The 14188-nt window shown below is 59.7% G+C and carries 12 protein-coding genes; 10 read left to right on the top strand and 2 right to left on the bottom strand.

The window, feature by feature from the left end:
• Positions 1–69 precede the first annotated feature (69 nt).
• Both LRO94_RS01885 and LRO94_RS01890 read right to left on the bottom strand, forming a co-directional pair.
• Entirely contained in the window at positions 70–1017 is a 948-nt protein-coding gene (locus LRO94_RS01885) for a LysR substrate-binding domain-containing protein (RefSeq protein ID WP_179179676.1), read from the bottom strand.
• Entirely contained in the window at positions 1017–1865 is an 849-nt protein-coding gene (locus LRO94_RS01890; RefSeq protein ID WP_032884895.1) for an EamA family transporter, read from the bottom strand. Before LRO94_RS01890 ends, LRO94_RS01885 begins: the two co-directional genes overlap by 1 nt.
• Positions 1866–2760: 895 nt before the next feature.
• Here LRO94_RS01890 and LRO94_RS01900 point away from each other — a divergent pair.
• The 10 genes from LRO94_RS01900 to LRO94_RS01945 all read left to right on the top strand — a co-directional run bounded on the left by LRO94_RS01900 (position 2761) and on the right by LRO94_RS01945 (position 14145).
• The gene (locus tag LRO94_RS01900; RefSeq protein WP_032884898.1) at positions 2761–3342 is read left to right on the top strand and encodes an alpha/beta hydrolase; all 582 of its coding nucleotides are present in this window, start codon (positions 2761–2763) and stop codon (positions 3340–3342) included.
• A 48-nt stretch (positions 3343–3390) separates the two neighbouring features.
• Positions 3391–4317, top strand: a complete 927-nt coding sequence (locus LRO94_RS01905) for a sigma 54-interacting transcriptional regulator (RefSeq protein ID WP_179179675.1) — start codon at positions 3391–3393, stop codon at positions 4315–4317.
• A gap of 127 nt (positions 4318–4444) precedes the next feature.
• Positions 4445–5227, top strand: a complete 783-nt coding sequence (locus tag LRO94_RS01910; protein WP_095186308.1) for a MetQ/NlpA family ABC transporter substrate-binding protein — start codon at positions 4445–4447, stop codon at positions 5225–5227.
• Positions 5228–5739: 512 nt separating this feature from the next.
• Positions 5740–6405, top strand: coding sequence for an amino acid ABC transporter permease (locus LRO94_RS01915; protein ID WP_003187615.1), 666 nt, complete (start codon positions 5740–5742; stop codon positions 6403–6405).
• A complete protein-coding gene (locus LRO94_RS01920) occupies positions 6386–7045 on the top strand; it encodes an amino acid ABC transporter permease (RefSeq protein ID WP_032884905.1) in 660 nt (219 codons plus the stop codon). The genes LRO94_RS01915 and LRO94_RS01920 overlap by 20 nt, the downstream gene beginning before the upstream one ends.
• Positions 7042–7818 carry an amino acid ABC transporter ATP-binding protein gene (locus tag LRO94_RS01925; protein ID WP_179179674.1) on the top strand — a complete coding sequence of 259 codons (777 nt, stop codon included), beginning with the start codon at positions 7042–7044 and terminating at the stop codon, positions 7816–7818. The genes LRO94_RS01920 and LRO94_RS01925 overlap by 4 nt, the downstream gene beginning before the upstream one ends.
• Positions 7815–8666, top strand: coding sequence for a transporter substrate-binding domain-containing protein (locus tag LRO94_RS01930; RefSeq protein ID WP_179179673.1), 852 nt, complete (start codon positions 7815–7817; stop codon positions 8664–8666). Before LRO94_RS01925 ends, LRO94_RS01930 begins: the two co-directional genes overlap by 4 nt.
• A gap of 276 nt (positions 8667–8942) precedes the next feature.
• Complete coding sequence (locus tag LRO94_RS01935) at positions 8943–10025, top strand: efflux RND transporter periplasmic adaptor subunit (protein WP_032884908.1); 1083 nt, start codon at positions 8943–8945, stop codon at positions 10023–10025.
• Positions 10022–11092 carry an efflux RND transporter periplasmic adaptor subunit gene (locus LRO94_RS01940; RefSeq protein ID WP_095186304.1) on the top strand — a complete coding sequence of 357 codons (1071 nt, stop codon included), beginning with the start codon at positions 10022–10024 and terminating at the stop codon, positions 11090–11092. The genes LRO94_RS01935 and LRO94_RS01940 overlap by 4 nt, the downstream gene beginning before the upstream one ends.
• Complete coding sequence (locus LRO94_RS01945) at positions 11089–14145, top strand: efflux RND transporter permease subunit (protein ID WP_179179672.1); 3057 nt, start codon at positions 11089–11091, stop codon at positions 14143–14145. Before LRO94_RS01940 ends, LRO94_RS01945 begins: the two co-directional genes overlap by 4 nt.
• The last annotated feature ends 43 nt before the right edge of the window (positions 14146–14188 follow it).

A 14188-nucleotide genomic window follows, 5' to 3' on the forward strand; every position in this document is an offset into this window, starting at 1 on the left:
CAATTTTTTGGCCGTCTCCTTGGCAGGGTGCGGCCTTTTTTTTGCCTGGGTTTCAGCAATACCACACGTTCAAAGTGCGCCAACCCCAGCGATTTGTGGATACCGGAGTTCAACTTCTCGCTGAAACGTTCTAACGCTCTCTTTTAGCCAGTTAATCAACCTGGCGATATCAGGTTCCGACTGCCGCCCATTCCGACAAATAACGTAGTACGCGGCCGGCGACATCATCACCGGGCCGCCTAGCGTGACTAATGCACCTTCTTCCAACTGGTCATACACCAACGCTGTTCTGGCCAGCGCAATCCCGCCCCCCTTCACCGCCAGGCTGATTGCCAGGCTTGAGTCCGGAAAGCGCGGCCCATGGTGATAAGGCGCAGCCGCCAAGCCCTGAAATGCAAACCAGCTTTCCCACCCCGGGCACACTTGATCGTCCACGCGGTGAATGAGCGGGTATCGCGCAATATCTGTCAGCGGAATATCGCCGTTCGCTTGTTGAAATGCCGGTGAGCAAACCGGGAACACGGCATCGCGCATAAGTAGCTCGGCATGATGATCCGGGTAGTTGCCGTATCCCATCACAATCGCAACATCGAATTGATGGGCGCCGAGATGGGTGCTGTTCATATCCGCACTGGTCAATACCAGGTCGAGATTCAATGAAGCGTCGGAGTGAAAACCACGCATCCTGGGAATCAGCCAGCTGGAACACAGAGAAGACGTGCACGAGAGGTAAAGCGGCTGGGACTTGCTCGGGTTAAGTGTGTGCAACACCGCCTCAAGCGCGTTGAAAAAACCGTCAGCCACCGGCAACAAAGCCTGTCCCGCAGCGGTGAGATTGACGCCCCGAGAGTGGCGCTCGAACAACTGCACGCCCCACCACTCCTCCAGCCCTGCAATCTGATGGCTTATCGCACTGGCGGTCAGGTTCAACTGGGAGGCGGCGCGCGCAAAACTCCCCGTTTGCGCAGCGCTGACGAAGGCCTGCAGCATGGGAGTAGGTGGCGGACGTTGGCCCATCAGGTGCTCACTTTGATCAGGATGATCCCGCAAACAATGACGAACGCCGAAAGCATCCGCCGCCAGCCGAACCGCTCGTGAAAAAACAGCGCGGCAATAATGGCGCCGATAATAACACTGGTTTCCCGCAACGCTGAGACCTTGGCCACCGCGTCCAGGGACAGCGCAAACAGCACCAATCCGTAGGAAGTGAGGTAAAGAACGCCGCCCATAACGCCGACTTTCCAATGGTTGCGAATGGCCTCGGCGAATGCCAAACGCTTCTTGAAAAACGCCAGCGCCGGAATCGGAATGCTCTGGAATACCGTCAGATAGAGGATGTATTGCAGCACCGTCTCACTGGCTCTTACCCCTTTGGCATCCACCACCGTGTATGACGCGATAAACGCACCAGCACATACGGCCATCAAGATTGGTTTGAACATGCGCGCGGTCATCCTTCGCACGAATGTCAGGCTGATGATGCCTACACAAATCAGCAACACCCCGCCCAATGCGTGGAACGACAGATGCTCATTCAGCAGGACGTAAGAAAACAGTGCGACCAGAACCGGTGGCACTCCACGCATCACCGGGTAGACCTGGCCGAAATCACCGGTTTCATACGCTTTGATCAGGAACAATCGATAGGCGGTGTTGAGCACTACGGAAACCAGCACGTAGCCCCACACCTGCAGGCTTGGCGCATTCACCAGCGGCAGCGCCGCCAGGCAGATCAGCAACGCCGTACCGTCGACCATGGCCAAGGTCATCAAGCGACTGCTCCCGGCCCGGACGACTGCGTTCCAAGTGGCGTGCATGAGGGCAGATATCAAAACTAGGGTGATCGCGATGTTGGAGTTGTCCATGGGGCTCGGGCGGGGGAGGAAATGAAGGCGGCTATTTAACGCAGTCATGTGCCATGGTCAGAAGCGAAAGCTCGTCAGTGCTGCCATTAAGAACCGTCATGGTTTTTAAAGGGCCAGCAAGTCATGTCCTTTTAAATTGCAGGACGTTTCCGAGACAATCCCCGCCGCCTTGCGGCTGTTGGAATGGATGGCTAGTCTTCGGCCCGTCGCTGGTTTCCAGTGATCGGGTTTAGCAGCCTGATTTCAATAGGCACACGGTTCACATCTCCATTTATGGTGGCTGTGCGTGGGGCACCCTCGGGTGCGCTGGTGTTCCTATTGGCCAGTCTGCTAACCCGCGTACAGCTGCCACCTATCGTTTAGCAGCGCTAGTGGTAGCTCCGGTGTTCACTAGGAGTTGCACCATGACCAAAGGACTTCCCGATCCACCCGTTGACTGTCTCGTCGCCAACGACAACCTCGGTTTCGAGGACGCCCAACTCTATATCGCCCATCTGATTCACAGCGTCTAGGCCACCGTATGGGACTGTTGTGAGCACCTGCAGCCGCACGACCGCTCGAAAGTCCATGCGGTGTGGCATTTGCTGGAAATGGCCAAGACCGTGGTAAATCGCACCATCGACTGCATGCCTCGTACCCATCACGTCATCTAAAAACCACTGCAAATTGAATGTGAAATCGAGTCAATGTGGGAGGGGGCTTGCCCCCGATAGCGGTGGATCAGCCTCCTATTTGTTGCTGACGGACCGCCATCGGGGGCAAGCCCCCTCCCACATTTTGAGCCTAGATACATTTGGTTTTTTGGTTATTAATAAATAGCTTCTTATTCCTTAACGAATATAACCCTCGTCCCTATACTGTCCTACAACGTTAAACGCTGCAGGAGGGCACACCCATGCACAGCGAGTCGATTCGTTATCTGATCGTGCCGGGCTGGCAAGGATCGCCAGAAGATCATTGGCAAACCCATTGGCAAAATAGCTTGCCCAACAGCGCGCGCGTTGAGCAGGCCGATTGGCTCACCCCGCGTCGCGAAGACTGGGTGGCCGCGTTGGCTGAAGCCATCGCTGCCGACAGCACGCCGGTAATCCTGATCGCCCATAGCCTTGGCTGCATCACTGTGGCCCATTGGGCCGCCGCTGCGCCGTTGCAGTACTTGCGGCAGGTGCGCGGTGCCTTGCTGGTGGCGCCGGCTGATGTCGAACGTCCGGCTTGCTCTCCAGCCCTGCGCAACTTCGCGCCGATCCCGACCGACTTGCTGCCTTTTCCCAGTCAGGTGGTCAGCTCCGACAACGACAGTGCCGTCAGCGCCCCGCGTGCGCTGGAACTGGCGCGCAATTGGGGCGCCGAAGCCGGCATCCTGTCCGGCGCCGGCCATATCAATGTGAAGTCCGGCCACCAGCGTTGGGAGCAGGGTTTCGCCTACCTCTATCGCCTGCAAAGCCGCCTTGAGCACCACGCCCGGCGTAGCGCATAAATTTTTTCAACGCCCCGTCCCTGAGTGGATTTGGGGCGGGAGCCTGCCATGAGTCTGCATGAAACCTTCGGCCAGCCGTTGCTGACCTTCCCCGACGCCGAAAAAAGCCCACTGAGCATTCGTGCCAAGGCACTGGTGTTCGTCGACCCGCGTTCGCGTCAACTGCGCGAAGAGCTGGAAAGCCTCGCACCGCGTGCTTTGCCCGTGTTGATTCGCGGCGAGACCGGCAGCGGTAAAGAACTGCTGGCGCGGCATATTCACCGGGGCAGTGATCGCACCGGGCTGTTTGTCTCCGTCAATTGCGGCGCCATCAGCCCGACGTACGCCGACGCCGAGTTGTTCGGCTACGCGGCGGGTGCCCACAGCGGCGCGGCCAGCAGCCGGGCCGGGTGGTTTGGTTCGGCCAATGGCGGCACCTTATACCTGGATGAGATCGGCGACTTGCCGTTGCCGATCCAGGTGAAATTGCTCGCAGCCCTGGAAAACCATGAAGTTACCCGCGTCGGCGCCCATCAGCCCAGCCCGGTGGATGTGCGCTTGGTAGCTGCCACCAGTATTGATCTGGCCCAGGCCGTGGCGGCGGGCAAGTTTCATGAGCGACTGTTCCATTACTTGAGCGAAGGCCGACTGGACTTGCCAGCGCTGCGCGAGCGGGTCGGCGATATCCTTTCGTTGGCCGAATATTTCCTGGGCATCTACAGCCAGCGCCTGGACCTGCCGGTGCCGTTGATCAGCGACGCTGCCCAGCGAGTCCTGGAGCACCACAGCTGGCCGGGCAATACGCGCGAGCTGGAAAACGTTATTCACTTTGCCTTGCTGGTCAGCAGTGGCGACGAGATTTTGCCCGAACATTTGAACCTGCCGGTGGCGGGTTCACCGGTGGAGCAGCTGCAGCGGATTTTCAACGCTGCCAGTCCTGCCGGGCAGGAATCATTGCGAAAATTCCTGTATGAGCAAAATGGAATATCAACGTGAATAAAAGATATTGTTCGGGAATAAAAAATATAGGTATTGTCCGTTTCACGCCGCGATAGCACTTCGCTGGCACACCACATAAAAACGGTCGTCACCGACGCCCCCGGAATTCCGATAAGGACACTGCATGAAAAAGGTTCTGTTGTTTACCGCTCTGGCGGCTGCCCTGACTGCCGGCTTCGCCCAGGCCAACGAGAAACTGGTCGTAGCCGCGACCCCGGTGCCGCACGCCGAGATCCTCGAACTGGTCAAGCCAGCCCTCAAAAAGCAAGGCGTGGACCTGGAAATCAAAGTCTTCACCGACTACGTACAGCCAAACGTGCAGGTTGCCGAGAAGCGCCTGGACGCCAACTACTTCCAGACCCTGCCGTACCTGGAAAACTTCAACAAGGGCAAGGGCACCAACCTGGTTACCGTGGTTGGCGTGCACGTTGAACCCTTCGGCGGTTACTCGAAAAAGATCAAGAATATTTCTGAGCTCAAAGATGGTGCTACCGTTGCCATCCCGAACGAAGGTTCCAACAGCGGCCGTGCCCTGTTGCTGCTGCAAAAGAACGGTCTGATCACCCTGAAAGACCCGACCAACGCCCTGGCCACGCCGAAAGACATCGCCAGCAACCCGAAGAACCTGAAGTTCAAAGAGCTGGAATCGGCCCTGCTGCCACGCGTGCTGGACCAGGTTGACCTGGATTTGATCAACACCAACTACGCCCTGGAAGCTGGCCTCAACCCAGCCAAGGACGCGCTGATCATCGAAAGTGCCGACTCGCCTTACGTGAACTTCCTGGTGGCTCGCCCGGACAACAAGGACAGCGACGCTATTCAGAAACTGTCCAAGGCCCTGACCAGCCCGGAAGTGAAAGCATTCATCGAGAAGAAGTACAACGGCGCGGTCGTGCCGGCGTTCTGATGTAACTCAAAACCCCCTTCAAGGTTTCAACGCCGACGGCTTGTAGAGCGTCGGCGTTTTTTTATGCCTGGAATTTGGAATGCAATCGACATGTGGGAGGGGGCTTGCTCCCGATAGGGGTGTGTCAGTCAAAGATGTACTGACTGACACACCCCTATCGGGAGCAAGCCCCCTCCCACATTTGATCTTCATCTCACTTTGGATTTTTCGTGGTTTTAGAGAGCTCGGCTGTTAATCGCCCTGCGCAACGCCACCAACCACTTCACCAGCTCCTGCGGATCAATCGGTTTCGCTTTGTTCATGGTTCATTCCCTCGAAAAACAGACCCCCCAACCATAGCTGCCACCTGTCCAACCCGCGAATCCGGGGGTTATCTTTTTGGGTGATATCAATATGCTATTTAGGTATTTAAATTTTGCTTTTTATACCTTTAGAGTTCGCGCTACCCGGCGTTACCCACGCCGGAACGGACTGCGCTCGCGGCATTACCCATGCGGCGATATGGACTCAAGATGACCTTCGATTTCGCATTTATCCTCAGCACCCTGCCGGCGTTTCTAAAAGCCGTTGGGGTGACACTGCAAGTAGGCTTGATCGCCATTGCCACCTCGCTGTTGGTGGCGCTGATCAACGCCGCGCTGCTGGTGTTTCGCACGCCCTACCTGTCGCGCCTGGTAGCGCTGTACGTGGAGCTGGCGCGTAACACGCCGCTGCTGATCCAGCTGTTCTTCGTGTACTTCGCCTTGCCGGCCCTGGGGTTCAATATCTCCGGGTTCTGGGCGGCCATCATCACCATGACTTTCCTGGGCGGCGCCTACCTCACCGAAGTGCTGCGCGCCGGTGTGGAAGCGGTGCCGCTGGCGCAGATCGAGTCGGGCAAGTCCATTGGCCTGTCGGACTGGCAACTGCTACGGCACGTGATCCTGCCTCAAGCGGGCATCCTCAGCCTGCCGGCGTTGTTCGCCAACTTCATCTTCTTGCTCAAGGAGACCACCGTGGTCTCTGCCGTGGCGGTGCCGGAGATTCTCTACACCACCAAGAGCTACATCGCCCTCTACTACAAGACCTACGAAATGCTCGCCGTGCTGACGCTGATTTGCGTGCTGTTGTTCTTGCCGCTATCGCTGCTGCTCAGCCGCCTGGAAAGGAGGCTCCAGCATGGCCAGTTCGGGTCTTGAGTTGTTGTGGGTGTCGTTGCCGCAATTGGGTAAGGGCGCTGCGCAAACCCTGTCGATTTCGTTTTTGAGCATCGCCTTCAGTACGGTCGGCGGCGTGTTGTATGGCGTGCTGCGCACCTTGAACAACACGCTGATCAACGCGGTGCTGCGGGTATACCTGGAGCTGTTCCGGGCGATTCCAGTGCTGGTGTGGTTGTACCTGCTGTTCTTTGGCCTGCCGATCTTCTTTGGCCTGAGCATCCCGAGCTTCTGGTGCGCGGTGCTGGTGCTGTCGTTGTGGGGCGCCAGCGAAGTGGGCGAGGTGGTACGCGGCGCGTTGCACTCGCTGCCCCGTGGCCAGCGCGAAGCCGGCCTGTCGATTGGCTTGTCCGACCCGCAGTTATACGGCTACGTGTTGCTGCCCCAGGCCCTCAAACGCATGACGCCACCGACCATCAACGTCTACACGCGCATCATCAAGACCAGCTCCCTGGCGGTGCTGATCGGCGTGGTGGATGTGATCAAGGTGGGCCAGCAAATCATCGAGCGCACCTATGAGTCGGTTCTGATCTACGGCGTGCTGTTCCTGTTTTTCTTCTTTATCTGCTACCCGTTGTCGGCCGCCTCCAAGGTGCTGGAACGGCGCTGGGCCCAAGCATGAGCGCATTGATCGAGTTCCAGGGTTTCAACAAATTCTTCGGCGACCAGCAGGTGCTCAAGGGCATCGACCTGAGTGTGCAAAGCGGTGAAGTGGTGGTGATCCTCGGCCCCAGCGGCTGCGGCAAAAGCACCTTGTTGCGTTGCCTTAACGGGTTGGAAGTGGCCCACAGCGGCAGCCTGCGGTTTGCCGGCAAGGAGTTGCTGGAAAAAAATGCCGACTGGCGCCAGGTACGCCAGGACATCGGCATGGTGTTCCAGAGCTACCACCTGTTCCCGCACATGAGTGTGCTCGACAACATCCTGCTCGGCCCGCTCAAAGTGCAAAAACGCGACCCCCGCGAGGCCTGCGAGCAGGCCGAGAAACTGCTGGAACGCGTGGGCCTGGCTGACAAGCGCGATGCCTTCCCGCGCCAGCTTTCCGGCGGCCAGCAGCAACGCATCGCTATCGTCCGTTCGCTGTGCATGAACCCTCAAGTCATGCTGTTCGACGAAGTCACCGCCGCCCTCGACCCGGAGATGGTCAAGGAAGTGCTGGAAGTGATCCAAGGCCTGGCCCGCGATGGCATGACCCTGCTCATCGTCACCCATGAAATGGCCTTCGCCCGCGCCGTCGCCGACCGCGTCGTGTTTATGGAGGCCGGTCGCATCCTCGAACACAACACCCCCGAAGAATTCTTTACGAACCCGCAAACCGCACGCGCGCAGCAGTTCCTGGAGAAGTTCTCCTTTGTGTCAACACTGCCCAAGAAAACCAAGGAACTGGAGTTGCTATGAAAAAGTTACTGCTGCCACTGTTGGCCGTCGCCTTACTGGCCGGCTGCGATAAGAAGGCCGAAGAGCCCGCCAAACCTGCTGCTGCCGTGAGCTACCTCGACAAGATCAAGGCGCGCGACAAGCTGATCGTTGGTGTCTTCACTGACAAGCCACCGTTTGGTTTCGTGGATGAAGCTGGTCGCTACGTCGGCTTCGATACCGACATTGGCCGTCGATTCGCCAAAGACCTGTTAGGCGATGAAAACAAAGTCGAATTCGTCGCCGTCGAGCCGGCGAGCCGCATTCCGTTCCTGCAAAGCGATAAGGTCGACCTGATCCTCGCCAACATGACCGTGACCCCGGAACGCAAGGACGCCGTGGATTTCACCAACCCCAACCTGAAAGTCGCGGTACAGGCCCTGGTGCCGAACAACAGCTCGGTCAAAAGCTTGGACGATCTGGCCACCCGCACCACTATCGTCACTACCGGTACCACTGCTGACATCTGGCTGACCAAGAACCACCCGGACTGGAAACTGCTCAAGTTCGAGAAAAACTCCGAGTCGCTGCAAGCGTTGTCGGCTGGCCGTGGCGATGCCTATGCCCAGGACAACCTGGTGCTGTTCAGCTGGGCCAAGCAGAACCCAGGCTACCGCGTGCTGGAAGAGAAACTCGGCGACGAAGCGCCCATCGCGCCTGCTGTGAAAAAGGGCAACGTCGAACTGCGTGACTGGGTGAATGCCGAGTTGGCGAAGTTGGGTGAGGAGAAATTCCTGCTCAAGCTGTATGACCAATATGTGCGCAAAGAACTGAGCGATGACACCAAGCCTGAGAGTGTGATTGTTGAAGGCGGGAAGTGGCAGGGCTAGTTCTGCGCTGACTGTTATGCCGCTATTGGGAGCATGGGTATCTACACAACTTTCAAACCCTGACAAATCTCCCTGTGGCGAACGGGACAAGCCCGCTCGCCACAACAGCCCTATCTGCCGGACGTTCAGCGTTGAGCAAACGTTGTGTAGATACCTATGCCCCGATGAGGCCGGTGAACCCCCCTCAATACGCCTTCCCCATGCAGATAAGGAACCCTGATCTAAGCTCACAGTCGCATACACACTGGCACATCGCATCGCGCACAAGGAGTCTGCATGGGCGGTCGTATTTCCATCTGTATCGTCGGTTTGGGTTTAGTGGTGTTGCTGAGCGCTTGCGGCCAGGAAAAGGCTGAACCCAAGCAGCATTCCCGAGTATTTGTGCAAACCGTGCAGCCCGCGGATTTCGCCGCGGCAGTCACGCTGACCGGGGATATCCAGGCGCGCGTGCAAACCGACTTGTCCTTCCGCGTCGGCGGAAAAATCATCCAGCGCATGGTGGATGTGGGCGACCGCGTGACCGCCCGACAAGTGCTGGCCAAGCTCGATCCCAAGGATTTGCAAACCAACGTCGATTCCGCTCAGGCCCAGGTCGTGGCGGAACAGGCGCGGGTCAAACAGACTGCCGCTGCCTTTGTGCGCCAGGAAAAACTCCTGCCCAAGGGCTACACCAGCCGCAGCGAATACGATTCTGCCCAGGCCGCGCTGCGCAGCAGCCAAAGTGCCCTGGCCGCCGCGCAGGCCCAGTTGGCCAACGCCCGTGAACAACTCGGCTATACCGCGCTGATTGCGGATGCGCCGGGAGTGATCACCGCACGCCAAGCTGAAGTCGGCCAGGTGGTGCAAGCCACCGTGCCGATTTTCAGCCTGGCCACCGATGGCGAGCGCGACGCGGTGTTCAACGTCTATGAATCCCTGTTGGTGGAGCCGCCACCTGACGCGCCGATCACCGTCAGCCTGTTGGATAACCCCAGCATCAAGGCCCAGGGCAAAGTCCGTGAAGTCACGCCCGCCGTGGCGGCCAACACCGGCACGGTGCAGGTGAAGATTGCGCTGCAATCTCTGCCTAAAGGCATGCAGCTCGGTTCGGTGGTCAGCGCCACCGCCAATGGCCCGGCCAAGCCCAGCGTCGAGCTGCCGTGGTCGGCATTGACCAAAGACTTGAGCGAACCCGCCGTGTGGCTGGTCGACGGCGACGGCAAGGCGCAGTTGCATAAAGTCACGGTGGCGCGGTACCTCACCGGTAAGGTCATCATCAGTGACGGCCTTAAAGGCGGCGAAAAAGTCGTCGTGGCCGGTGGGCAATTGCTGCATCCCGGCATGTTGGTCGAGATTGCCCAGCAGGGAGCCAAGCCATGAAGCGCCTGACGCTCATACTCGCCGCCAGCCTGTTGCTGATGGCCTGCTCCAAGGAAGAACCCGCGCCCGAGCCGGTGCGCCCAGTTCTGTCCATGGAAGTGAAGGCCGAAGACCAGGAAACCCTCGGCCGCTTCGCCGGCACCATCCAGGCGCGCTACGAAAGCAACCTGGGGTTTCGCGTGTCGGGGCGTATCGCCCGCCGCGCCGTGGATGTGGGGGCTGAAGTGCAGAAGGGGGCCTTGCTCGCTGTCCTTGACCCCACCGACCAGCAGAACCAGTTGCGCGCCGCCCAAGGCGACCTCGCTCGCGTCCAGGCGCAATTCATCAACGCCCAGGCCAACGCTCGCCGCCAGCAGGAATTGTTCAACCGTGGCGTCGGCGCCCAGGCGCAGTTGGATATCGCCCAGACCGATCTGAAAACCACTCAGGCCTCTCTCCACCAGGCCCAAGCGTCAGTCAACCAAGCCAAGGACCAGCTCAACTACGCCGAGCTGCGCACCGACCACGCCGGTATTATCACCGCCTGGAACGCTGAGGCTGGCCAAGTGGTCAGCGCCGGTCAGCAAGTGGTGACCCTGGCGCGCCCGGACATCAAGGAGGCGGTGATCGACCTGCCCGCCGGTCTCGCCGAGCGGCTGCCCCCGGACGTGGTGTTCCTCGTCGCCGGGCAACTCGACCCCAGCGTCAACACCACTGCCACTGTGCGCGAGATCGAACCCCAGGCCCAAAGCGCCACGCGCACCCGTCGCGCGCGCCTGACCCTGGCCGAAACACCGCCCGCGTTCCGCCTTGGCACGGCGATCAGCGTGACCTTGAGTTCGGCCATCGCTCCACGCATCGAGTTGCCCCTGAGCGCCTTGCAGGATGTCGACGGCAAGACCCGCATCTGGATCCTCGACACCCAAAGCCAGACCGTGCAACCGCGCGACATCACAGTGCTTAGCCGTGATGCTGATAGCGCCTTGCTCAACGGTGGGGTCAAACCCGGCGAACGTATCGTCACCGCCGGCGTAAACAGCCTGAAGCCTGGGCAAAAAGTCAAAATCGACGAGGACAGCCCGCGATGAAAGGGAGCTTCAACTTATCCGACTGGGCCCTCAAGCATCAGTCCTTCGTCTGGTACCTGATGTTCGTCGCGCTGCTGATGGGCGTGTTCTCGTACATGAACCTGGGCCGCGAGGAAGACCCCTCGTTCACCATCAAGACCATGGTGATCCAGACCCGCTGGCCGGGCGCGACCCAGGAAGAAACCCTCAAGCAGGTCACCGACCGCATCGAGAAAAAACTCGAAGAGCTCGACTCCCTCGACTACGTGAAAAGCTACACGCGACCGGGTGAATCCACGGTGTTCGTGTTCCTCAAGGACACCACCAGCGCCAAGGCCATCCCGGAGATCTGGTACCAGGTCCGCAAGAAGATCGACGACATTCGCGGTAGCTTCCCCCAGGGCTTGCAGGGGCCGTCATTCAACGACGAATTCGGTGATGTGTTCGGCTCGGTCTACGCCTTTACCGGCGACGGCCTGTCGATGCGCCAGTTGCGCGACTACGTGGAGCAGGTGCGCGCCGAGATTCGTTCGGTGCCGGGGTTGGGCAAGGTCGAGATGATCGGCCAGCAGGACGAAGTGATTTACCTGAATTTCTCCACGCGCAAACTGGCTGCGTTGGGCGTTGACCAGCGCCAGGTGGTGCAGAGCCTGCAATCGCAGAACGCGGTGACCCCGGCCGGGGTGATCGAGGCCGGCCCTGAGCGGATTTCAGTGCGCACATCCGGGCAGTTTGCTTCGGAGAAAGACCTGGCCGATGTCAATTTGCGCCTCAATGACCGCTTCTATCGCCTGGCGGACATCGCCGAGATTACCCGTGGCTACGTCGACCCGGCGCGGCCGATGTTCCGCTTCAACGGCAAGCCGGCGATTGGTTTGGCCATCGCCATGCAGAAGGGCGGCAACATCCAGTCGTTCGGCAAGGCGCTGCACACGCGCATGGACGAACTGACCGCCGACCTGCCGGTGGGCGTCGGTGTGCATAAGGTCTCCGACCAGGCCGAGGTGGTGGAAGAGGCCGTCGGCGGCTTTACCAGCGCGCTGTTCGAAGCGGTGATCATCGTGTTGGTGGTGAGCTTTATCAGCCTCGGCATGCGCGCCGGGCTGGTGGTGGCGTGCTCGATTCCGTTGGTGCTGGCGCTGGTGTTCGTGTTCATGGAATACAGCGGCATCACCATGCAGCGCGTGTCGCTCGGTGCGTTGATCATCGCCCTCGGCCTGTTGGTGGACGACGCGATGATCACCGTGGAGATGATGATCACGCGCCTGGAAAAAGGCGAAACCAAGGAGCAGGCCGCCACCTACGCCTACACCTCCACGGCATTCCCGATGCTTACCGGTACCTTGGTGACCGTCGCCGGTTTCGTGCCGATTGGCCTCAACGCCAGTTCGGCGGGGGAGTACACCTTTACCCTGTTCGCGGTGATTGCCCTGGCGATGCTGGTGTCGTGGGTGGTAGCGGTGCTGTTTGCGCCGGTGATTGGCGTGCACATCCTCAGTGCCAAGGTGAAACCCCACAGCGCTGAGCCGGGGCGCATCGGCCGTGCGTTCAATGGCGGCATGCTGTGGGCCATGCGCAACCGTTGGTGGGCCATCGGCATCACCGTGGGCCTGTTCGTGGCGTCGGTGTTCTCCATGCAGTTCGTGCAGAACCAGTTCTTCCCGTCGTCGGACCGACCGGAAATCCTCGTTGACCTCAACCTGCCGCAAAACGCCTCGATCAACGAGACGCGCAAGGCTGTTGATCGCCTCGAAGCGATCATCAAGGACGACCCGGACATTACGCGCTGGAGCACCTATATCGGCCAGGGCGCGATCCGTTTCTACCTGCCCCTCGATCAGCAATTGGAAAACCCGTATTACGCGCAGTTGGTGATCGTCAGCAAAGGCCTGGAAGAACGTGGTGAGCTGATCGCGCGCCTGCAAAAACGCCTGCGTGATGACTTCGTCGGTATCGGCAGCTTTGTGCAGCCATTGGAAATGGGCCCGCCGGTGGGCCGCCCGATCCAGTATCGCGTGTCCGGCAAAGACACCGACCAAGTGCGCAAGCACGCCATCGAACTGGCGACCCTGCTGGATAAAAACACCCACCTGGGCGAGATCATCTACGACTGGAACGAGCCGGGGAAAGTGCTGCGCATCGACATTGCCCAGGACAAGGCGCGCCAGCTCGGGCTGTCATCCGAAGACGTGGCGCAGTTGATGAACAGCGTGGTCAGCGGCGCCTCGGTGACTCAGGTGCACGACGATATCTACCTGATCAACGTGGTCGGCCGCGCCGAGGACGCCGAGCGCGGTACCCCGGAAACCTTGCAGAACCTGCAGATTGTCACGCCCAACGGCACCTCGATCCCGCTGCTGGCGTTCGCCACTGTGCGCTATGAACTGGAGCAGCCGCTGGTGTGGCGTCGCGACCGCAAGCCGACCATCACCATCAAGGCCTCGGTGCGTGACGAGATGCAGCCGACCGACTTGGTCAAGCAGCTCAAGCCGGAGATCGACAAATTCAGCGACGGCCTGCCGGTGGGCTATAAGGTCGCCACGGGCGGTACCGTGGAAGAAAGCGGCAAGGCCCAAGGCCCGATTGCCAGCGTGGTGCCGTTGATGCTGTTCCTGATGGCGACGTTCCTGATGATCCAACTGCACAGCGTGCAGAAGATGTTCCTGGTGGCCAGTGTCGCGCCGTTGGGGCTGATCGGCGTGGTGCTGGCGTTGATCCCCACGGGCACGCCCATGGGCTTTGTGGCGATCCTCGGTATCCTGGCGCTGATCGGTATCATCATCCGCAACTCGGTGATCCTGGTGACGCAGATCCACGAATATGAAGTGGCCGGCTACACGCCGTGGGACGCGGTGGTGGAAGCCACCGAGCATCGGCGTCGTCCGATCCTGCTCACGGCGGCAGCGGCGAGTCTGGGCATGATCCCGATTGCCCGGGAAGTGTTCTGGGGGCCGATGGCTTACGCGATGATTGGCGGCATCATCATCGCCACCTTGCTGACGCTGTTGTTCCTGCCGGCGCTGTATGTGGCCTGGTACAAGATCCGCGAACCCCAACAGGAAGAACACGGTTAAAAATGTGGGAGGGGGGCTTGCCCCCGATGGCGGTGGGTCAGTC

Origin of the sequence: Pseudomonas sivasensis (assembly GCF_021391435.1) — a bacterium.
In the GTDB taxonomy this organism is placed as follows: domain Bacteria; phylum Pseudomonadota; class Gammaproteobacteria; order Pseudomonadales; family Pseudomonadaceae; genus Aquipseudomonas; species Aquipseudomonas sivasensis.

Excerpts from the sequence above, each read along its gene's own strand:
- LRO94_RS01925 (WP_179179674.1), top strand. The coding sequence starts at position 7,042 with ATGAGCGCATTGATCGAGTTCCAGGGTTTCAACAAATTCTTCGGCGAC.
- LRO94_RS01940 (WP_095186304.1), top strand. The coding sequence starts at position 10,022 with ATGAAGCGCCTGACGCTCATACTCGCCGCCAGCCTGTTGCTGATGGCC.
- LRO94_RS01915 (WP_003187615.1), top strand. The coding sequence starts at position 5,740 with ATGACCTTCGATTTCGCATTTATCCTCAGCACCCTGCCGGCGTTTCTA.
- LRO94_RS01910 (WP_095186308.1), top strand. The coding sequence starts at position 4,445 with ATGAAAAAGGTTCTGTTGTTTACCGCTCTGGCGGCTGCCCTGACTGCC.
- LRO94_RS01920 (WP_032884905.1), top strand. The coding sequence starts at position 6,386 with ATGGCCAGTTCGGGTCTTGAGTTGTTGTGGGTGTCGTTGCCGCAATTG.
- LRO94_RS01930 (WP_179179673.1), top strand. The coding sequence starts at position 7,815 with ATGAAAAAGTTACTGCTGCCACTGTTGGCCGTCGCCTTACTGGCCGGC.
- LRO94_RS01890 (WP_032884895.1), bottom strand. The coding sequence starts at position 1,865 with ATGGACAACTCCAACATCGCGATCACCCTAGTTTTGATATCTGCCCTC.
- LRO94_RS01900 (WP_032884898.1), top strand. The coding sequence starts at position 2,761 with ATGCACAGCGAGTCGATTCGTTATCTGATCGTGCCGGGCTGGCAAGGA.
- LRO94_RS01905 (WP_179179675.1), top strand. The coding sequence starts at position 3,391 with ATGAGTCTGCATGAAACCTTCGGCCAGCCGTTGCTGACCTTCCCCGAC.
- LRO94_RS01885 (WP_179179676.1), bottom strand. The coding sequence starts at position 1,017 with ATGGGCCAACGTCCGCCACCTACTCCCATGCTGCAGGCCTTCGTCAGC.
- LRO94_RS01945 (WP_179179672.1), top strand. The coding sequence starts at position 11,089 with ATGAAAGGGAGCTTCAACTTATCCGACTGGGCCCTCAAGCATCAGTCC.
- LRO94_RS01935 (WP_032884908.1), top strand. The coding sequence starts at position 8,943 with ATGGGCGGTCGTATTTCCATCTGTATCGTCGGTTTGGGTTTAGTGGTG.